The organism is Mesorhizobium sp. WSM4989 (assembly GCF_029625795.1).
Lineage (GTDB): Bacteria > Pseudomonadota > Alphaproteobacteria > Rhizobiales > Rhizobiaceae > Mesorhizobium.
On the sequence record NZ_JARTVN010000001.1, the window covers coordinates 430,913 to 450,323 of the forward strand.

Below are 19,411 nucleotides of genomic sequence, written 5' to 3' on the forward strand. Positions count from 1 at the left end.
AGATGCCCACCTACCGCCCCGGTCCCGTCTCGCTCATCCTCGCCGTCCTGGTGGCGCTGTTTCTGCTTATGCCATTGCTCGCCGTCATCCCGGTGTCGCTGACGCCGAGCCGCATGTTGACCATGCCGACCGGCGAACTGTCGCTGCGCCACTACCGTTCGCTGATCGAGGATCCGCGCTGGCTGGAGTCCATCCTGCTCTCGATCCGCATCGGTGTGGTCAGCAGCGCGATTTCCACGGCGCTCGCGCTCACCTTCAGCCTCGGCGTGTGGATGTTCCAGCCGCGCTTCACCGCCGCCCTGGTCGGCTTCGTCCTTTTGCCTATGGTGGTGCCGCCGGTGGTCTCGGCGGTGACCCTGTATTTCCTGCTCACCTCGGTCTCCGGCATCTCATCCTTCTTCGGTTACGACACCTGGCTGGGTGTCGCGATGGCGCATTCGGTGATGACGGTGCCCTTCGCCACCGTTCTGATCCTGGTCTCGCTCAGCCAGCTCGATCGGCGCATCGACCTCGCCGCACGAGGCCTGGGCGCCAGTGTGTGGGAGCGCGCGACGCGCATCATCATGCCCAACATCAAGTTCGGCATCGTCACCGCGACGCTCCTCTCCTTCGTGCTCTCCTGGGAAGAGATCGGCGTGACGCTGTTCATCACCTCGGTGAACGCCATCACGCTGCCGCGCCTGATGTGGATGGGCCTGCGCGACAACATCGATCCGGCGATCGCAGCCCTTTCGGTGATCCTGATCATCATCACCGTGCTGGTGCTCGCCGCGCGAAGCGTGATTACGCGCCGGCGAGCCGCACCGTAAATCCGCGGCTTTGTCCCAAAACGAAAGAGGCCCGCCGGGAGCGGCGAGCCTCTGACGGTGCCAAAGTGGAAGTCTGGCCCGTGGTGATCCGGGGGTGTGGATCGCGTAAAGTCTAGCCACCCGAAGTCCGGCGCGCGATTTACAAATCCGTAAACTTCGCGCCACCTGAGCGAGCGGCGGAGGCAGAAAAGAGACGTATTATCATCGCCTTGCGAGCATCCGCGACCGCGCCGGCGCAGCATCCTTCAATCAAAAGTGATGGGAAGAGCGCGACAAGTCGAGCCCGATCGGCGACGACGGCCAGCCCGTGACGACATGACGAAATCCGGCCGCTACCGGTTTCCCCGGCAGCAGCATTCTGGCCAGGATCGCGTCCCGGCGAATGAAGTGATCATAAAGTGCCGCCAGGGCAGGTATGCCGGTCGGCGCATTGCCATCCTGTTTGCATCGCGCCTTCAGAGGGCGCGCCGCGCAGGCGAAGCAGGCGAAGGCTGCTCGCCCTCGCCTGCGGTCGGAGCCGTTCAAGCGGCCTGCGGCGGCCGCATTCTTTCGACAAGAGCCTGCCGGGCCGGGCCGGCGAGCGGCCTGTCCATGGTCAGCAGCCCGTCGAGCAGAACGAGGAGCTCACGCGCCGCGGACGACTTGCAGGAATAATAGACCATCTGGCGGTCGCGGCGGGTGTCGACCAGGCCAAACCTGCGCAGTTTGGCCAGATGCTGGGAGAGTGCGGACTGGCTGAGTTCAACCTTGTCGGCGAGCGCGCCGACAGACAATTCGCCCTCGGCCAGGTAGTTCATAATGAGCAAACGCTTCTCGTTGCCCATTACCGCAAGAAAGGCTGCCGCGCTTTCTGCGTTGGCGGTAAGTTTCTTGGTCACCATCGGTTTCCCCATGTTCATGCTCTTCCGAGGCCACGGGGGCAATGGCTTCGGAATTCCAGAGCATTTGATGGGCCTGCTCCGACACGCAGTCGGAACCTGCCCTGCTTCTTTGTTCGACCAAAACCCTCCGTAACCCGGTTGCCACCACGTCGGGATCTTGGTCTCGGACAGCCTGCGCCGCGTTGTTGCGCGACGCAAGTTGGCGCAGACTCGGAATAATTCCGCGCCGCTAATGAGTATCAGCGCTTCGTCCTTTCAGCAAGATAGCGAAGCTGGCCCCATCTCCGGCATGCTGTCGAGCACACAACGAGACGAAAACCTGACCGGCCGGGCGCCGCGAAAGACGCACGTTGTCGCCGTTTCCTTGAGGACTCACCCCGTTTCCGAACCCGTGCTAATGTTTAGCCGGGGAGCAAGGGGGACATGAGCTGGAGGAAGAAGCCCGTGTCCAACATGTCGCGAAACACATTCACGCCCGCCGAGACGGCGCTGTTGGGGCGTGTCTTCGAGAGCGGCCGCATCGATGGAGAAACCGAAGAGCAGAAGGAGGCGCGCGCCTCCCGCATCATCGCCAATTACATGGCCGGCATCACCGATGAGACGGAACTCATCGAACTGTCCCGCAAGCCGCTCGGAAGATAGGCGGCAGCCACGCCCGTTACCGGCGCGCTGCTCACATCCTGTTGAAATATCAGGATGAAACTTGCCGCGCGGTGGCGCGTTTATCATCCGCTCACAACGCATCAGGGGTTTCGCGATGATCCAGGGATGGTTTTCCAGGCCGGTCGAAGTCGCCGTCGGCGTGGCAGGCTCGATCCGACACATCTCCAACGCCCAGCAGGCTGTGGAACTGCTGACGGGCCAATGGCGCGACGCCGGCAGCGCGCAGCATGGCGCGGCGCTGCGCGCCTGCCGCCGGGCTATGAGCGGCGACGTTCCGGCCGACAATGCCAGGGAAGCCTTCATCAGCGCAGCCCGCGAAGCGCATGTGCTGGTCGAATAGTCCCAAGGCGGCATCCTGTCTTCTGCAGAAGAGCGACCGATGCGCGAATTGACCGGACGCTTCCGCGCCGGCCAAAACCGCTGCCTGATGCGTTCATCCGCCTGTCGGCTCCGATCTCGCCGCGGGCGACAGCGGGGCCAGTGACGTTGTCACACGTTTTTTGCGCGGCGCGCCGGCGCAATGAATCCGCTGCGTGAGCCAACTCCGGCCGCCCATCGCTGATCTCTAAAATTTTCCGGAACATTATCGGCAGTTTTTGGTTAATGCGCGGGTCCGCCGATCATCCGGGGCCCGCATCCCAACAGGCGCCTGCCGGCGCCGTTGCTTATCAAAAGACCAACATACGAACGGAGCATGTGATGAACGACGTCTGGTTTTCCGAGCCGGTCGTGATCGATTTCGAACCAAGCGGACATCGCAAGGTCTCAAGCTGCTTCGAGGCAGTCGAATGCCTCGACCTGCGCTGGCCAAGGCGGGCGCGCGACCGCGCCTGGCGGTCGGCAAGCCGCGTCTGCCGCGACGCGCTCGACGGCTTGAGAAGTCCTACCGAAGCCCGCAAAACACTGCGCAAGGCAGCGAAGGCCGCCGGCCTGCTGGCCTGAAGCGTGTCGCGATCCCGTGCGGAAAAATCGCCACCCGGATCGTCTCGAATTACCGCCAAGGACTTGCTCCCGGCAGCCCGTAAGCCAGAAAAGTCGGAACATTGCAGCCGCCGACCTGTTACTTCCCCGTAGTCTCCTGACTACAGGGTTCCAGACCCAAGCCGAGCCCGTTCCGGCTTCCCATCGCCGGGGCGGGCTTGCTTTTGTCCGGTATTGGTTGCGCGGCATCCCAGCGAGTGAGAGCAGCGACCGACGCATACTTTTCAGCACGCCCTTGCGGACATCCTGACGGCTACATGAAAACGCCGGCCGCTGGACTTTCGGGGCGCCTGTTGTTCAGGCCGTATCATTTCAACGAGCCGGCCGCCGGCGCTCAATGCGAAGAGAGAGTCATGGTGAACGGGCGGCTAATATCCACAGGATGCGGCCGATTTGGAAAGAAGATAGCCAAACCCGCCGAGCACCTCCGGGAATTGTACGGCCATCGCGCCCTCTTCCGCTTGCCTTGCGTAGATCTGGTGCATTTTCCCCGCGTCGTAACGCGCGCGGCGGCGATGCACGTCGTTACCGAAGAGACCACCGACGGCATCGAAGCGCCGGAGGAAGCGTTTCGTTATCCCGCGCTCGAACGGCAGCCGCTGCCGGAAGGGCTTATTCCAAGGCGTATCATCTGCCAGATCGCGCCAGATCTTGAGGGCTTCAAGCTCGACTCCAATCTGGCTGCCCCAAGGCTTGCCGCCCGCGAAATGCCGTGCATAGGCCTGAGAAAACCGATAATCCCGGGCGCCGTTCGACATCAGATTCCAGTTCGGGTGCATCGTCTGCCATTTGCCCTCGAAGGCGACATTAAGCGCGTTCTGGTCGTTCATTTGTCGATGGATCGCGGTCTGGCGCGTCCGTTCCAGGAGGCCTTCCACGCGCACCGCATCCATGTCGAAGACCACCACGCCGGAATTGAAGTATGGCGCGCCCGGCTGCATCCTGAAGGTTCTGCGATACGACGGCCGGAAGTACATGTAGTCGTCGTGCGCCGCCAGCAGCGGCGCTTCGAGCTCCTGGCAGGCCAGGTCGTTGATGTCACGATTGAACAGGACATCACAATCGGTGTAGGCGATCCGACCATAACCGTCGAATTGCGGTAGCAGGTCCGCGAACAGGCGGACATAGGCGGCGATGCTGTAGGTACCGAAGCGGAAGCCAACGCGTTCCATGAAGTCGGACACGTCGAGCAACGCTACTCTGTCGCCAAGCAACCGCCTCGCGACTTGGATATCGCTCTCATCAGCCTTCACGTGGAGAATGAAGCCATCGATTGGCGCGGAAACATCCAGTATCCGGCGCGCTGCCAGGCATGCATAGGGAAAATACTTGCTATCCGCGGCCAAGAAGTAGCATGGGCGCTGCAAGCCTACCTCCGTAATATCGAGCTTCGTACCAAGGGTCTTTCAAGATCGACCGTGAATATCCGGCTGAGCCGCCGAATGTTTATCCCAGCCGCACTACACTGAGGCGATGCCTGCCACAAAGTGCCTGCCGATGAAAGCCTCGATGGGACCGGTGAGCGCGCCGGCTTCCTTTTTGATCTTTTCGTCGTCCCATTCCCACCACCGGATTGCCAGCAACTTCGAAATTACATCCTCAGAGAAACGATATCTGATCAGTCGGGCCGGAGAGCCCCCAACGATCGCATAAGGCGCCACGTCCTTGGTGACCACGGCCCCGGTGCCGACCACTGCGCCGTCGCCGATCGTCACACCTGGCAATATTATGGCGCCGTGACCAATCCAAACATCATTGCCAATCGTGACGCCGCTCGGTCTGCCGCCATTTTGGACGGGATCTGATTGCTTCAGCATCCGGCTGTGGATCGGAAATGTCGTGGCGCGATCGGTCAAATGCTGGCCGGAGCACATGAAAAGCACGTCACCCGCGATCGAGCAGAAAGCCCCGACCGTCAGCGGGGCCTCCTTCGAGGGAAAAAAGACCTTCCGTCGTGACAAGCCATAAGTGTGGCGTCCCACGGTCACGTGTTCCGGCAGCTTCGACCGAGCGTTCCTCAACCAGGTGGACAATACGGACATTCTGAAGCCCCGCCTCCAGCACCATAGCGACATAGCCGCAGATCTGCCCAATCCACAAGCTCAGGAATTTCCCAAAGTCGGGCGAGTGGTCTTCAGTTTGAGACTAGATTGCCGAAGACTTTGATCGCCGCATTTTTCCTCTGTTGGTGTTGTGTTTGCGGTGGATTGGGGCCGCGAGTGTTGCTAGTGGAGCGAACCGCCCCTTCGACTTAACAGAATGACGACTTGACTGAATGAATGACGTCTTTGGTTACATCGCCTATGGCGATAACGAGCTTTATCACCTCGGTGCGCTACTCAGCGCACTCAAGCTTTTGCACCATAGCCCGAAAGCCAGGATTATCGTGGCAACTGACAAGCCGGCATTCTTCCGCGGATACCCGCTTGAGACTATCCTAGTGAGCGCCGAGAAGAAGAAGGAGCTATCCTTCGATTGGCGCTATCATTTCGGGATCAAGGCTGGGGGCCTTATCGAGCTTTTGAAGCGCGCTGACCGATTGCTTTTCATGGACACGGATATGTACCCGGTCGGAGACCTGTCCCGAGCCTTCGGGGCTATTAGGCCCGGCCATTCAATCATGCGTCTTTGCGAGGGGCCGCATGCGTGGTGCCCGCGGCTGGAGGGCAAAGGTGTTCGGGTCGGCGACCATGTTGTGACCGGCCATGAACCGATGTGGAATAGTGGCGTCCTTGGCGTGCACCGCGACAACCTTCCTGCCTTGCTCGATGCCTATCTTCCGATGCTCGCCGTTCACGAGATCGCCAAGATAGATGCTGCTGAGCAGTTCTGCATTGGCATCGCCTTATCCCAAGATGGCCGAACCGTCAGTCCGCATCGCCTGAAAATCAGGAACTACAACACGCGGGGCAAAAAGCTGTTCGCCGGGCAGCGTGTTCGTCAATTCTTCAGTCTCTACGGCGACGCGACAATTGCCCAGCAAATCGCAAAAGCCGCTCGATATCGTCTTTGGCGAACTCCCGTAGACCTATGGCACCAGCGACGCATGTGGTCCGCTTGATCTTGGTTCCCACGCAGGGTGCGATCAAGCACGTGCCCGCCGCCTCTGCCATCCGTGAGAACGACCAACATGAAAAGTTGGAACTCGCCTTGTTGGCGAGTTGGAGCTTTTCAAAGCAATAGCAGCTAAGTGGTTGAAATTAATGGCGATCCCGGCAGGATTCGAACCTGCGACCATCGGCTTAGAAGGCCGGTGCTCTATCCAGCTGAGCTACGGGACCGCTGGCCGGCCGGAGCCGGCTGATGCGACTATGCGGGTGGATCTAAAAGGATGATCCGCTCCGATTTTGTTACGCAATTCCGGACGGAAAACCGCTGAGCACTTTTGCTCGGATTGCTCAATGCGTCCAGGGCGTCCTGCGGTCATAGCGGAAATTGTCCGAATAGGAAATCTGCCGGCGCTTCGGTTCCTTCGGCTCCTCGACACGATAGGCAATGCCCTGCTTCTCGGCATAGGCGACCGCCTCTTCCCTGGTATCGAAGGTGAGCCGCACCTGGCTCAGCATATCGCCGGACGAGGTGTAACCCATCAGCGGGTCGATCTTCTTGCGCTGGGCTGGATCGAATTCCAGCACCCAGTGGCCGGTCTTGGCCTTGCCGGACTGCATCGCGGTTTTGGCTGGGCTGAAAATGCGCGCGGACATGGCCACCTCTTTGCCGCCCGAAGACCGGGCAATCATTTAGCGCGCGCCAAAAGGCCGAATGGGAGCCTTAGGCCACGCGCGCCAGCCCGTCAATACTGTGCAACGGCGCCGGCGGCAAGGCCATACGCAGCCACGGCTTGGCCAGCGGAGGTCGGAACCTCGCGCCAGCCTGGACATTAACCGAAATGAGAGGCGACCAGCACAGCCGCTCCGACCAAAGGTCCAAGGTTGCGGGGCCTTCGTTATGTCCGCCTCGCGTCGCCATCCCCCTCAACAAGCCTGGACAGTTCGCCATGACCATGACAACCGAACATCCCGTCCTGCAGCTGGCCCTGCTTGTCGGCAGTCTGCGGGCCCAATCCTACAGCCGCAAGATCGCCAAGGCGCTGGCGGCCCGCGCACCGGATTCGTTGCGCTGCCGCTTCATCGAGATCGGCGAGCTGCCTTTGTATAATCAGGATCTCGACGGCGAGACGCCGCCTGCCGCCTGGTCGGCGTTCCGCGCCGCCATCGGGGAATGCGACGCGGTGCTGTTCGTCACGCCGGAATACAACCGTTCGATCCCGGGCTGCCTGAAGAACGCCCTCGACGTCGGCTCACGCCCCTCTGGCAAGAGCGTCTTCAAAGGCCTGCCCGCCGGCGTCGTCAGCGTCAGCCCAGGCAAGATCGGCGCCTTCGGTTCCAACCAGGCGCTCAGGCAGACCTTCGTCTTCCTCGACATGCCGGTGATGCAGCAGCCGGAGGCCTATATCGGAAATGTCGCCGAGCTGCTCGACGACAGCGGCGCGATTAAGAACAGCGACACGGCCGCCTTTCTGAAAGGTTTCATCGAGGCGCTGGAGACGTGGATCAGAACCGTGCGGCCGGGCGGCTCGTCCTTCGACGCCTTCATGAAGCACCGCGAGAAGATCGCCGAGGATTATGTCAACGGCAATGCTACATCGCTGAAGGCCATCGTGACGCATAGCGAGCCGGCCACCTTCTTTTCGCCGCGCGGCGACCATCTCGAAGGTGCCGATGCCGTTGCCGGCCGATACGAGCGCGACGCCGCCAGCTTCCACGAAGGCGGCAGCACCGACATCGAGGTGCTGCAGGCCTCCGCGAGCGGCGATCTCGCCTTCTGGACCGGGCTGCAGCATGCGAGGGCGCGCATGGGCAAGAACGGACAGCCGGCCGAGATGACCTTGCGGGTGACGGAAGTGTTCCGGCTGGAGGACGGCGCCTTCAAGCTGGTGCATCGCCACGCCGACCCCGCCAACGGGTAATCTCCCTATCCGCGACACAATGCCGGGCTCTTTGCAACCACGGCCTATTCCCATTGCCTCGTCAGCGGCATATGTCGGATACATGGCCGTGGCACGTGAGAGCCATGACGACGATAAAGACAAGAATGGGCATGGAAGCGGAAATCTCGTCGGATTGGACCGGCGAGCCGGCGATCCTCGAAGGCGCGATCGTGATCGGCGCCGGCGCGGCCGGATTGGCGGCGGCCTACGCCCTGATCGAGGCCGGGATCGCCACCGAGATCCTCGAGCGCGAGGGGCGGCTGGCCGAGCCCTGGCACCACCGCCATGAGAACCTGCATCTCAACACGCATCGCGACCTCTCAACGCTGCCCGGCGTTTCATTTCCGCAAGGCACGCCCGCCTTTCCGCACCGCAGCGCGGTGATCCGCCTGTTCAACGACTTCGCCCAGACGCACCGGCTGCCGATCGCCTTCGGCGTCGTCGTCGAGGAAATCGATTTCCGCGGCGATCACTGGCTGCTGAAGACCAGCACGGGACCGCGAGCGGCGCGCCACGTGGTGATCGCCACCGGGCGCGACCGACAACCCTTTGTCCCGGCCTGGAAAGGCATGAAGGATTTTTCGGGCAAGATCGTCCATTCGGCGCATTTCGGCCGGGCGAGCGACTATGCTGGGACAAAAGTGCTGGTGGTCGGCGCCGGCAATTCCGGCTTCGACGCGCTCAACCATCTTTCCGGGGTCGAGACCGGGCAGATGTGGCTCTCGGCGCGCAACGGGCCGTCGCTGCTGCCCAAGCGCATCGGCAAGATCGCCGTGCATCGTTTCTCGCCCGTCATGGCGAGACTGCCTGCCCGGCTCGCCGATGCGGTGATGGCGGCGACGCAGCGGCTGGTCTTCGGCGATCTCGGGAAGTACGGCCTGCCCCCCGCCCCATCCGGAGGCGCCAGCCGCCTCGGCTCGGACTATACGGCGATCGCCGCCGATGACGGTGCGGTCGACGCGATCAAGGCCGGCCGCATCATCGTCGTGCCGCAGGTCAAGGAATTCAGGCACGACGGCGTCGTTCTCGAAAGCGGCCAGTCGATCGCGCCTGACATCGTCATTGCCGCCACCGGCTACCGCACCGGGCTGGAGGCGATGGTGGGCAGGCTCGGCGTGCTCGATGCCAAGGGAGTGCCGCTGTTCAACGGCCCGGCGAACGACCCGAAACTGCCCGGCCTCTGGTTCACCGGCATGCGGCCGAGCATTCGCGGCTGCTTCGCCAATGCGCGCATCCAGGGCGCGGCGATCGCCGGCAGGATTGCCAAGCAAAGGCGCTGAGGCGCTAGTCTGCGCGCGAGGCTTCCGTTTTGGGCCGGCCCCGGAAGCTTTAAATGCCGCGAGCGTCGGAGTGCAGCGCAGCCTGGTAGCGCACCTGATTTGGGACCGCCGGGGCTTGGGCGAATTGCCATTTGGCTCAAGCCGCTAGACGGGCGCCGCTCGCGGCTCGTCGGCGACACCAGCCGCCGCGCCGCAAGGCGACAAGTCCTATTGCGAACCCGCGCAAAGCGCATATTGTCGAGCGTGGTCGGGGATCGTACCCGGCGGTCGAAGAGGCAATCGACGCGGTGCTGCGTTAGGCGATGGGTCAAGGACTCGATGCAGCAAGGGGCCATGAGTGTTACGGCCACAGGGCGCGGCCAGCGTGAGCAAGCCGACGGCGATATTGCCCGCGAGCAAACCGTCCTCTTTCGCCTCACCGACCGACTTTACCGCGCCCATGGCCTCGTCGAGATCTACGATGCGGCCCTGGATGCCATATGCGACGCCCTCGGTTCGTCGCGCGCCTCGATCCTGAAATTTGACAATCAAGGCGTCATGAGCTTCGTCGCGTGGCGCTCACTGTCTGAAGAATACCGCAAGGCTGTCAACGGCCACACGCCGTGGACAAGCGATCAGCGCGACGCCAAGCCCATCTTTGTCGAGGATATTCGGTTCAGCGGTGAATCTCAGCAACTCATCGAAACAGTCCTCGGCGAAGGTATCGAAGCGCTCGCCTTTATCCCGCTTGCCAGCTCCCGCGAGCTCATCGGCAAGTTCATGGTCTACTACCCAGCACCCCATAGCTTCACCGATCGTGAACGCGAACTTGCGTTGACCATTGCCCGCCAGCTCGGGTTTGCGATCGAACGGGACCAGGCGGAAACCACTGCGGCGCGGCTGAGCGCGCTTGTCGAATCTTCGGATGACGCGATCATCGCGACGGATCCCGACGGCATCGTCACGGACTGGAACCGTGGCGCCGAGCGGCTCTACGGTTACCCCCGCGCGGAAATTGTCGGTCGTTCGCTCATGTTGCTGATACCGCCCGATCGCAGGAACGAGGACAGGGAGATCCTGGCGCGCATTCGAGATGGAGAGCATGTCGAGCATTTCGAGACCGTTCGCCTGCGCAAGGACGGCAGCATCGTTCCCATCTCTTTGACCGTTTCCCCCATCGCGGACGCGTCAGGCGCAATTGTCGGTGCCTCCAAGATCGCCCGCGGCATCTCCGAGCGGCTGCGCGCGCAAGAGCAGCGGGAGATACTGCTCGGCGAGATGGACCACCGTGTGAAGAACCTCTTCGCCATCGCAAGCTCGATCGTCAAGCTGAGCGCTTCGGCCGCCGAAACGCCGGCGGCGCTCGCCTCGATCGTGTCTGACCGCCTCGGCGCCTTGGCGCGGGCGCATGCGCTGACGATGCTCACGTCTGGTGGCCGCTCTGCTCAGGTCTCCACGAGCCTGCATACATTGGTGAACGCGATCCTCGCGCCATACCGCCATGCGGCCGATGAGCATCCCCGCTTCGCGATCACCGGCATCGATATTCCCGTGCCCGCGGCAATGATCACGCCACTTTCCCTCCTGCTGCACGAATTCGCCACCAACGCCGCCAAACATGGCAGCCTCTCGGCGGCCGCCGGCTCAATAGAGATCACTTGCGCCAATCGGGACGGCAAGGTGCTTATTCAATGGCGAGAGGTTGGGGGACCACCTCCTGTCGCAACCGAAGAAGAAGGTTTCGGGAGCCGCCTGGTCCGCGTCGCCGCGAGCCAGTTGGGCCGAGTCGAGCGAAACTGGGACCCGGCCGGCGTCACTATCGAGGTCACGCTTGACGGTGAAAGGTTTTCTGCCTGACGACCAGAAGGCCGAGCTGAGGTGGGGATCTCCTTGGCCGGGTCGACCAATCGAGCATGACAGTCGGGCTAGCTCATGTCCCTAGCGGCGTCTTCGATCAGCTTGACAACCAAATTGCGAAACCTCTCGCCGGACCTGTTCCCTATATTTCCAACATCCTCGGCGACCATACCGGGTGACGAAACCGACACCTCCCCACTGACGTGAACGTTGACGGTGAATACCCTTCCGGCGGTGTTTTTCACTTCCGGCTTTCGGTAGATTCGAAACCGAACAGAGGGCGTCAGCGCTTTGTCACGGCCCCGCGGAACGGTGTCTATGTCGATCGTCATCTCGCCCGACACCTCTGCCTTGGCCGCTACCAACGACGCAACGACGACATCGTCCAGCCAGGCCCTGGCTTCGGTGCCGAAATCCGGCGCCGTGGCGTTCGCATCCTCCTCTTCATGGCGAGGTGCTTTCTTGCCGCGCTCAAGGGCTTCTTTGAACTTAGCCACCTAATCGCCTCCGACTTGTCAGCCTATGAAGCGGCGCTCACATTGGTCACCGCCCTGCCAATCAATAAAACGCGCGCCATCCCAGTGCGTTGCAATGACCGCTAACAAGCCTTCGCAGCGCGGTTGATGGGTCGACGGGGGCGACGTGCGAAACTTCGCTGGCAAGGCGCGTTCCTGGCTCGCCATCAGACGGCGCCGCCAGCAGGGCAAGACGCTGGATTGTCTTAGATCGCGCCGTCAGCGGCCATCGCAACGCGCGTCGGCGAACGACCGCTGCTGGGTCGGCGACGATCGGGCGACCAGGGCTTTGTGCGCGCGTGGTCGCTTGCGCCCCGCCCGGCAGCCAGGTGGTACCTCTTTATCAATGCTTCACCATAGGAACAGCGGTCCCGGAACCTTTCTGATTGCTGCGAACTTCTGGAATTCCATGAATCCCAAAATGAAGGACTTCGGCATGAAAGTCACTGCAGCAGGCATCGACCGCATCAAGATCGGCAACGCCGACGCGAATGGCCAGGGCGCGCATTTCGTCGTTTGGCTTTATCTTCAGGTCGACGAAGGCGGCACACAAACCGGTCAGGAACTGGTGGTGTCGGTCCCGTACGACGCGCAGATGACCTTTGATGAAATCGCTACCCAGGCTTTCGAGAAGGCGCATAACCTGCTTCTCGCCTGCTGCGAGATCGATAAGTCCATGTGGTGGAAACAGTTCAACCACAGCCTAGCGCCGCTGCCTGAGTGGACGCCCGGCGCGCAGTAGTCGGGCGCGACCGATGCCGGTGCTAAGCCTTGGCAGTGAATGCCTCAGCCGGCCAATTCGGAAAGTTCGTCGGCCGCTTCCTCAAGACCTTGCGCCGCCGCTCGCTCGAGCCAAAGGCGGCCGACTGCCGGGTAGTGCTCTCCGGCTAGGCCCTTCGAGAAATATCGGCCGAGCATCAGTTGGGCCTGCCCGTGCCCACGCTCGGCCGCGGCCGCAAACCATTTCTGCGCCGCCACGTGATCGACCGGCAGTCCCTCGCCGGAGCTCTGCAGCGCGCCGAGAGCAAACATTGCGCCGGCATGTCCGTCGGCAGCAGCCCGTCGGAACAGCTGTATTGCGGCTTCGGGAGAGCGTTTGCCTCCGCTGCCATTGAGCAGCATCTCAGCAAGTGCCACTTGCGCATCGAGCATGCCGCCTTCGGCCGCTTGGGCAAACCAGGCACGAGCCTGTTGCGCGTCGGCAGCCACGCCGCGCCCGTCCCTGAGAATGCGCGCATACATGTACTGAGCCTCAGCCACGCCTTCAGCCGCGCGCCTCAGCCATTGCGCGGCGCGAGTTTCATCCTGGTGCACGCCGACGCCTTTGGCGAAACACAGCCCGAGATTGAAGGCGGCGATAAGGTCGCCCGATAATGCGGCCGCCTCGAACCACCCCGCTACGCTCGTGATATCGTCCGGCTCGCCGGCTCCCTGAAGAACAAGATTGGCCAGATCGACTTGCGCTGCCCGGTTCCCGCTGCTTGCGGCGGTGCGCAGCCAATGCGCCCCCTCTTGCTCGTCCCTGGCGACACCGTTTCCCGTCAGGTAGAGAGAGGCCAGCGCGCGAGCGGCGGCCTGATGACCCCCCTCGGCCGCACGACGATACCAAATTGCCGCCTCTGAAAAGTCCGGCGGCCGGCTCTTCACGTTACGATCGCCGAGAAGATTCGCCGCCTCGACGTTGCCCGCCAATGCCGCACGCCGTATCCAGGCCTCTCCGGTCACAGGATCCTGATCGCCGAGGCTCCCGTCGATAAGCGCCAGACCCAATCGGAATTGGGCCGCAGGAAGCCCTTTCTCCGCAGCTGACTGGTATAATCGCGCCGCACCCGCAATGTCGCCAGCGACACCCAGGCCATGTTCGGTCAGGATCGCGAGAAGATAGATCGCTGTCGGCAAGCCAGCGTCCGCCGCCCGCCGGACCTCATCGGCAATCCTGGCTCGGTCTGCCGATAGACCCCGCCGTGCCAGCGAAAGGGCAAAACCAAGGCTTCCTTCGGCGCAGCCGGCCGCAGCCGACCGCTCGTACCACTTACAGGCAGCATCCGCGTCGCGCATCGGTTCGGGACCGCTGGTCAGGATGTAGCCGAGGAGTGCCTGGCCGGTGGCGGAGCCCGCCTCGGCCGCCTTCGTGGCAAGGTCGAGCGCTGACGCAAAGTCTGGCTCGCTCGTGGTGTCCTCCACGAACAGGCGTTCCGACTCGGAGCCCTTGTCAGTCTCGGCTGTCGCCATCCCGGTCACGTAGAGTGCGGCGAGAAGCGCCTGCGCATCAGCGCTCCCGTGATCCGCTGCTCGCCGCAGCCAGCGCGTCCCCTCTGCCCGGCTGGGCGGCACGCCGGAACCTTCGAGATAGCAACGCGCGACCCGATACTCGGCCTGGCCTATGCCCGCACGCGCAGCCGTGGCGAAGAGCGGAAAGGCCTCGGTGGGCTTGCCATTTTCAGCAAGCTGGATCGCCCTGCGCAATGCTACGGATGGGCTAGCCAAACCAGTCAGGCGATCCAGGATTGTCATCGATGTCAGCCTCTGGCTGCTCCGGTTCCTCTTGAGCTGCAGACTACGGCTCGCGCATCGCTTCCTGACCGATCGGGAGCATCACCCCAAGCATGTATTTGAGCACCGTGCGCCGGCCGACCTGAACGTCGGCGGTCACCGGCATGCCGGGGGTGAGGGCAAACCCGGCGGGTACGTCATGCAGCGCGACCTGATCGATGGAAATGCGCGTCCGATAGAACGGTTCTGTGTTCGAGGGCAGCATTGCCAGCGAACTGTCTGGATCGCGGGCTTGCTCCTGAGCGGAGAAGGAATCCGGACTGAGCGTGCGCACGGTGCCGTGAGCGAGGCCATATTGCGAATAGGGGAAGGTATCGAACTTGATGACGACAGGATCGCCGACATGGACGAAGCCACTGCTTCGGCCGACGACATTTGTCTCGATCTCGAGCGGCGCCTTGGCGGGCACCAGCGTGATCAGGCGCTCGCCCGACTGCAGGACCGAGCCGACCGACACCTTTGCCACAGACTGGACAATGGCATCTCCTTCGCTTTTCAGCTCGACCAGTTGCTTGCGCAGCTTTGCCTTGTTGAAGAGCTCGCGAGCGTCGGACATGCGAGAGCTCGCCTCCGACAAACCTTGCGAGACTTCCGCGCGCCAGCCTTGAATGTAGCCGGCGCGGTCGGCGGCTACCGCAGCCTGCTGGCGCCTGGCAGCTTCCGCCGTCTGCACGGCGTTGCCGAGCGCGCGCGACATTTCGGCCGAATTGTCCTCGGCCAGCAGGGTATTGAGGCGGCTCCCGACTTGCCTTTCTTCCAGCTGCTTGCGCATCTGTTCTATCGATGCCGCGACGGAGAGCCGCTGCCGGTAGCCAGCGGCATCAGATTGCGCGCGCGAGATCACGGAAGTGAGTTCATCGCTTTGCCGATCGAAATTCTCCAGCTTAGCCTCGTAGACCGCCTTGCGGCGCTCGAAGATCGAGGCCTGCAGGGTCCAGCTGGGGTCGAGGCCGTCATAGTTGAACTCCTTGCCGTCGGCCTCCGCCTTCAACCGTGCCACTTCGGCCTCAAGCGTAGAGACCTGCATGGCCAAGGCCTGCAGGTCTGCCGAGGCGAAGGTCGAATCGAGGCGCGCAAGCAATTGGCCAGCCTGCACATGCTGTCCTTCGCGCACTTCGATCGAGCGGACAATCGCCGTCTCCAGCGGCTGCACTATGATGTTGGGCGATTGTGAAACCACGAGCCCCCTCGTCGTCACGACCTGGTCGACCGGTATCAGTCCGGCCACGGTGATCAAGACGATCACGAGGCTCGAAATCATCCATACGATGCCGCGCGCCGACCGAGGAATCGGCGCATTGGAGACGGCAGTCGACGGCCATTGGAACTCGAGTATGGCCGGCGTCGTCGGATCGTTCGCTTTCGCTCGGCGCCAGCGAGCCTGGCGGACGGTGAGCGAGGTGCTACTCATGGCTTACCAGTCCTCGTGTCGAAGTCATGCTTGGCGAGACGACCATTTCAATCTCGATCCCGCTGCGGCACGACATCGTCAAACCAATCGCGGCGGTACGGCCGCCGGCCGACCGCCGCGATTGTCCAAATGTCGGTTCTGCTGCGACCACAGCTGGCGATAGAGCCCGCATCGTTCGAGCAGGACGGTGTGCGAAGCGACGTCGAGAACCTTGCCCTGCTCCATGACCAGGATCTGGTCGCAGTCGGTGAGCGAGGACAGCCGATGCGAGACGATGATCATGGTGCGCCCGCTGGCGATACGCATGAGATTGGCACTGACGACCGCTTCGCTTTCCGGGTCGAGAGCACTGGTGGCCTCGTCGAGAATGAGGATGGTCGGATCGTGGATGAGGGCGCGCGCGATCGCCAGCCGTTGCTTTTGACCGCCCGAAAGGTTGGGCGAACCTTCCTCGATGTAGGTGTCGTATCCGTTCGGCATGCGTTCGATGAATTCTTCCGCGCCGGCGAGATGCGCGGCACGCATGGCATCGGACAGCGTCAAGCCTGCGCGCCCGGCGATGATGTTGTCGCGGATCGACCCGCGGAACAGGAAATTGTCCTGGAGGACCACGCCGAGCCCCTGGCGAAGATGACGCAGGTTGATTTCCTTGAGGTCGACGCCGTCCAGCTTCAGGAACCCGCTGTAATCCCGGTTGATCCCCTGCAGCAGCCGCGCGATGGTCGATTTTCCCGACCCGCTCCGCCCGACAATGCCGAACATGGTCCCAGCCGGAATGTGGAAGCTGACCCGGTCGAGGGCGGGCGTCTTGGTACCGATGTAGCTGAACGTCAGATCGCTGAACGTAACTTCGCCGAGGAGCCTTGGCCGCAGACCGAGGGAGTTCGTCTCCAACGGCCGGTTAAGGACGGATGCCGCCTCGCCGATCGCCGCTCCCACCTCCTCGTAGTCTTCGATCAGCCGCACCAATCCGACCAGCGGTTGCGCGACGCGTTGGGAGATCATCATGAAGGCGAACAGACCGCCGACCATATAGCCGGAACTGTCGTTCATCGCGAGATAGGCGCCGATCAGCATGGTGCCGAGCACCATTACGCGTTCAATGGGCGTAACCAGGGTCTGCGGCCAGCTGGCGAACTGCCCGAAGGAGAGGCGCGCGCTTCCCGCCTCCGCCACCTGCTCGTCCCAAAGCGCCTTGCGTTGCGGCTCGAGACCAAGCGCCTTCACGGTCTTTATGCCGACAACGGTTTCGCCCAGCGCCGCCGACTTCCAGGTCTCGGCCTCGATCACCCGCTGGTACCTTCGGCGCAGCGGCTTCAGGAAGGCAAGGATGATCAGCATGATCACCACTGCGCACGCAACGACGATCCAGGCAAGCGTCACGTTGATATAGAACATCACCGGCAGCAGCACGCACAGGGTGATCAGGTCCAGGAACGTGCTGAGCAGTTTGCCTGTCAGAAACTCGCGGATTCGATAGACCTGCGCGAGGTGGTACATTGTCTCGCCGGCGGGGTGGCGCTCGAAATAGTCGAGCGGCAGACGCAAGAGGCGGCTGAAAACGTGCAGCTGCAGCTTGGTGTCGAGGCGGGCTCCGACGACGTTGATGATCAGTCGCCGCGCGTGGCCCAGGAGCGTCTCGTATGCGAAGACGACAGCGACTATGGCCGACAAGAGTAACAGCGTCGAGACACTGTTGAACTGCAATACCTTGTTGACCACCGTCATGACGATGAGCGGCGGCAAAATCGTCAGAACGCTGAGTGTGAAGGAGGCGATGGCCACGTCGCGAAGCGGCCGGCTTTCGTGCCGCACCAGTTCGGCGATCCAGCGAAGGGTGAAAGGCGCATCCGCGGCAACATAGGATCGCGCGTTTCGCAGCAGCACCGCCTCGCCCGTCCACACCTGCGACAGGCGCAACTCGTCGACAGCGGTGGATGGACCATCGTCGGGCGCTTCCGGACTTTTGAGGAAGACCACGTTGCGCTCGGCACTCGCCCCGGTGAGGAGACCGGCGCCGCCATCGCTGAACAAGAGAACGACTGGTCCGGTATCTTGAAAGCGCAACAGGTGTGACCAGCGAACACGCACTGCCCGGGACCACATGCCGCCGTTCTGCGCCCATTCCGACAGGTCGGTAGCGCTTGGAAACGGGCCTGCGCTCGCTGCCCTGAATTCGTTCGGATCGAGCTCGATACCGTGATAGCGGGCGACCCGGAGCATCGCCTTGAGGCGCGGCCCGACCTGGTCGAACTCGGCGGGGCCACCGGGGCTCTGCCCCGTTTCGCTGGTGCCGCCGGGCATGCCGGTCGGGTCGGCCGCGGTCCCGGCACGCAGCTCCACAGGCTGGACTTCAGCACTCCCAGGAACGTTCACCATGGACTCCCCTTCGGGTAGGCAGGCGGTGGTTCGACATTGCCCGGGGCGGACCATTTCCGCCGGAATCTCTGGGGGCGCTGATGATACTCCACGGCGGTCGGTCGCGCGAGCCCCTTAACCACTCGGAAAGGCCGAACGCGCGGGCCCTGCCCTTCGGCAAAGCCCGCGCGCCCGCTTCTCAGCTTTGGACCGGTTTCTATCGTCGTCTGTCCGGTCGCCATTCCTGCTCACTCATGCTCAGTCATGCGGCTTCAGAATATCCTTCAGCGCCTTCTTCACCGTGTCGTCGCTATTGGCGAAGCCGGCACCCTGCTTGTTCTGATCCGAGGTCAGGTCGGTGCTTGCACCCAACGGCTTGTTCTGGTTCTGACCAAATCCCCTGATCGTGTTGAGAACATTCAGGAGGTCGGTCGTCACCGAACCGGCGGCCTGGCTGACAAGCTGACGGAACGACGCATGGCTGACGGCATCACTGTCGGTCGAGCCGGATTGCAGGAACTGCGTCGTGTCCTTGAGCCCGAGCGAGTTGGCCGTGACCGCGGCGGTGCGATGGCCAGGCGAGCCATCGGCATCAGTGCCATCGTTGGAATGTCCCTTCCCAGGATTGCTGCTGTCGTTGTGGTCAGGATCATTGCCATGGCCGTTGTTGCCTTTGTCGCGATCACCGGTCTCGCCGCCGGGGCCGGTCGCTCCGGTCGGGCCCGTTGCGCCGCCCGGCCCGGTGGCACCCGTCGAGCCGGTTGCGCCGGTTGCACCCGTTGCGCCGGTCGCTCCGGTCGAGCCTGTGGCACCCGTTGCGCCGGTAGCACCCGTTGCTCCGGTTTCACCTGTCGCTCCGGTCGAGCCGGTGGCGCCGGTCGCACCCGTTGCTCCAGTCGCCCCAGTCGAGCCAGTTGCTCCGGTAGCTCCAGTCGAGCCGGTAGCTCCGGTCGCACCGGTCGAGCCCGTTGCTCCAGTCGCACCGGTGGCTCCGGTCGCACCTGTCGAGCCGGTTGCACCCGTAGCGCCGGTCGCTCCGGTCGAGCCGGTTGCACCCGTTGCTCCAGTTGAGCCGGTAGCGCCAGTGGCACCCGTGGCGCCGGTCGCACCTGTAGCTCCGGTAGCGCCGGTCGC

At 62.9% G+C, this 19,411-nt stretch carries 18 protein-coding genes, 1 tRNA gene and 1 pseudogene; 9 read left to right on the forward strand and 11 right to left on the reverse strand.

The genetic code is table 11. The features are described from left to right. The first annotated feature begins 2 nt into the window (after positions 1-2). A complete protein-coding gene (locus tag P9217_RS02265) occupies positions 3-809 on the forward strand; it encodes an ABC transporter permease (RefSeq protein WP_278086741.1) in 807 nt (268 codons plus the stop codon). Positions 810-1,058: 249 nt separating this feature from the next. Here the strand turns inward: P9217_RS02265 and P9217_RS02270 are convergent, their stop codons facing one another. Together P9217_RS02270 and P9217_RS02275 are read right to left on the reverse strand one after the other, a co-directional pair. Continuing rightward, on the reverse strand, positions 1,059-1,334 hold the full coding sequence (locus tag P9217_RS02270; protein WP_095801540.1) for a hypothetical protein: 276 nt from the start codon (positions 1,332-1,334) through the stop codon (positions 1,059-1,061). Beyond that, complete coding sequence (locus P9217_RS02275) at positions 1,331-1,690, reverse strand: metalloregulator ArsR/SmtB family transcription factor (protein WP_066999308.1); 360 nt, start codon at positions 1,688-1,690, stop codon at positions 1,331-1,333. The genes P9217_RS02270 and P9217_RS02275 overlap by 4 nt, the downstream gene beginning before the upstream one ends. 423 nt (positions 1,691-2,113) lie before the next feature. Here P9217_RS02275 and P9217_RS02280 point away from each other — a divergent pair, with 423 nt between their 5' ends. The 3 genes from P9217_RS02280 (at position 2,114) to P9217_RS02290 (ending at position 3,295) form a co-directional block, all read left to right on the forward strand. Further along, a complete protein-coding gene (locus P9217_RS02280) occupies positions 2,114-2,332 on the forward strand; it encodes a hypothetical protein (protein ID WP_245299680.1) in 219 nt (72 codons plus the stop codon). A 115-nt stretch (positions 2,333-2,447) separates the two neighbouring features. Continuing rightward, a complete protein-coding gene (locus P9217_RS02285; protein WP_059186167.1) occupies positions 2,448-2,693 on the forward strand; it encodes a DUF982 domain-containing protein in 246 nt (81 codons plus the stop codon). Positions 2,694-3,052: 359 nt separating this feature from the next. After that, the gene (locus P9217_RS02290; RefSeq protein WP_066999301.1) at positions 3,053-3,295 is read left to right on the forward strand and encodes a DUF982 domain-containing protein; all 243 of its coding nucleotides are present in this window, start codon (positions 3,053-3,055) and stop codon (positions 3,293-3,295) included. A 407-nt stretch (positions 3,296-3,702) separates the two neighbouring features. On the opposite strand, the gene P9217_RS02295 is transcribed toward P9217_RS02290, so the two are convergent. Both P9217_RS02295 and P9217_RS30400 read right to left on the reverse strand, forming a co-directional pair. Then, entirely contained in the window at positions 3,703-4,701 is a 999-nt protein-coding gene (locus P9217_RS02295) for a glycosyltransferase (RefSeq protein ID WP_278086740.1), read from the reverse strand. Positions 4,702-4,794: 93 nt separating this feature from the next. Then, a complete protein-coding gene (locus P9217_RS30400) occupies positions 4,795-5,376 on the reverse strand; it encodes a CatB-related O-acetyltransferase (protein WP_336618893.1) in 582 nt (193 codons plus the stop codon). Positions 5,377-5,609: 233 nt separating this feature from the next. Between P9217_RS30400 and P9217_RS02305 the strand changes: the two genes are divergently transcribed. Continuing rightward, positions 5,610-6,395: a hypothetical protein gene (locus P9217_RS02305; protein WP_067330655.1), complete on the forward strand. Its 786-nt coding sequence runs from the start codon at positions 5,610-5,612 to the stop codon at positions 6,393-6,395. Positions 6,396-6,538: 143 nt separating this feature from the next. On the opposite strand, the gene P9217_RS02310 is transcribed toward P9217_RS02305, so the two are convergent. Beyond that, positions 6,539-6,615 (reverse strand) — tRNA-Arg (locus tag P9217_RS02310). Between the two features lie 117 nt (positions 6,616-6,732). After that, positions 6,733-7,038, reverse strand: coding sequence for an ETC complex I subunit (locus tag P9217_RS02315; RefSeq protein ID WP_066999298.1), 306 nt, complete (start codon positions 7,036-7,038; stop codon positions 6,733-6,735). A 293-nt stretch (positions 7,039-7,331) separates the two neighbouring features. Here P9217_RS02315 and P9217_RS02320 point away from each other — a divergent pair, with 293 nt between their 5' ends. The 3 genes from P9217_RS02320 to P9217_RS02330 all read left to right on the forward strand — a co-directional run bounded on the left by P9217_RS02320 (position 7,332) and on the right by P9217_RS02330 (position 11,440). Continuing rightward, positions 7,332-8,303: an NAD(P)H-dependent oxidoreductase gene (locus P9217_RS02320; protein ID WP_095826404.1), complete on the forward strand. Its 972-nt coding sequence runs from the start codon at positions 7,332-7,334 to the stop codon at positions 8,301-8,303. A gap of 131 nt (positions 8,304-8,434) precedes the next feature. Continuing rightward, complete coding sequence (locus P9217_RS02325; protein ID WP_278086966.1) at positions 8,435-9,604, forward strand: NAD(P)/FAD-dependent oxidoreductase; 1,170 nt, start codon at positions 8,435-8,437, stop codon at positions 9,602-9,604. A gap of 333 nt (positions 9,605-9,937) precedes the next feature. Continuing rightward, positions 9,938-11,440 carry a PAS domain S-box protein gene (locus P9217_RS02330; protein ID WP_278086739.1) on the forward strand — a complete coding sequence of 501 codons (1,503 nt, stop codon included), beginning with the start codon at positions 9,938-9,940 and terminating at the stop codon, positions 11,438-11,440. 68 nt (positions 11,441-11,508) lie between these two features. On the opposite strand, the gene P9217_RS02335 is transcribed toward P9217_RS02330, so the two are convergent. Next, entirely contained in the window at positions 11,509-11,937 is a 429-nt protein-coding gene (locus P9217_RS02335; protein WP_127215448.1) for a hypothetical protein, read from the reverse strand. A gap of 439 nt (positions 11,938-12,376) precedes the next feature. Between P9217_RS02335 and P9217_RS02340 the strand changes: the two genes are divergently transcribed. Then, on the forward strand, positions 12,377-12,697 hold the full coding sequence (locus tag P9217_RS02340; RefSeq protein ID WP_127215447.1) for a hypothetical protein: 321 nt from the start codon (positions 12,377-12,379) through the stop codon (positions 12,695-12,697). A 44-nt stretch (positions 12,698-12,741) separates the two neighbouring features. Here the strand turns inward: P9217_RS02340 and P9217_RS02345 are convergent, their stop codons facing one another. The 4 genes and pseudogenes from P9217_RS02345 to P9217_RS02360 all read right to left on the reverse strand — a co-directional run. Further along, the gene (locus P9217_RS02345; protein WP_278086738.1) at positions 12,742-14,421 is read right to left on the reverse strand and encodes an SEL1-like repeat protein; all 1,680 of its coding nucleotides are present in this window, start codon (positions 14,419-14,421) and stop codon (positions 12,742-12,744) included. Between the two features lie 91 nt (positions 14,422-14,512). Further along, positions 14,513-15,919: an HlyD family type I secretion periplasmic adaptor subunit gene (locus P9217_RS02350; protein ID WP_067330634.1), complete on the reverse strand. Its 1,407-nt coding sequence runs from the start codon at positions 15,917-15,919 to the stop codon at positions 14,513-14,515. Positions 15,920-15,997: 78 nt separating this feature from the next. Continuing rightward, positions 15,998-18,298, reverse strand: a complete 2,301-nt coding sequence (locus P9217_RS02355) for a peptidase domain-containing ABC transporter (protein ID WP_278088266.1) — start codon at positions 18,296-18,298, stop codon at positions 15,998-16,000. 237 nt (positions 18,299-18,535) lie between these two features. Then, a pseudogene (locus P9217_RS02360) lies at positions 18,536-19,411 on the reverse strand (hypothetical protein); the annotation flags it as partial.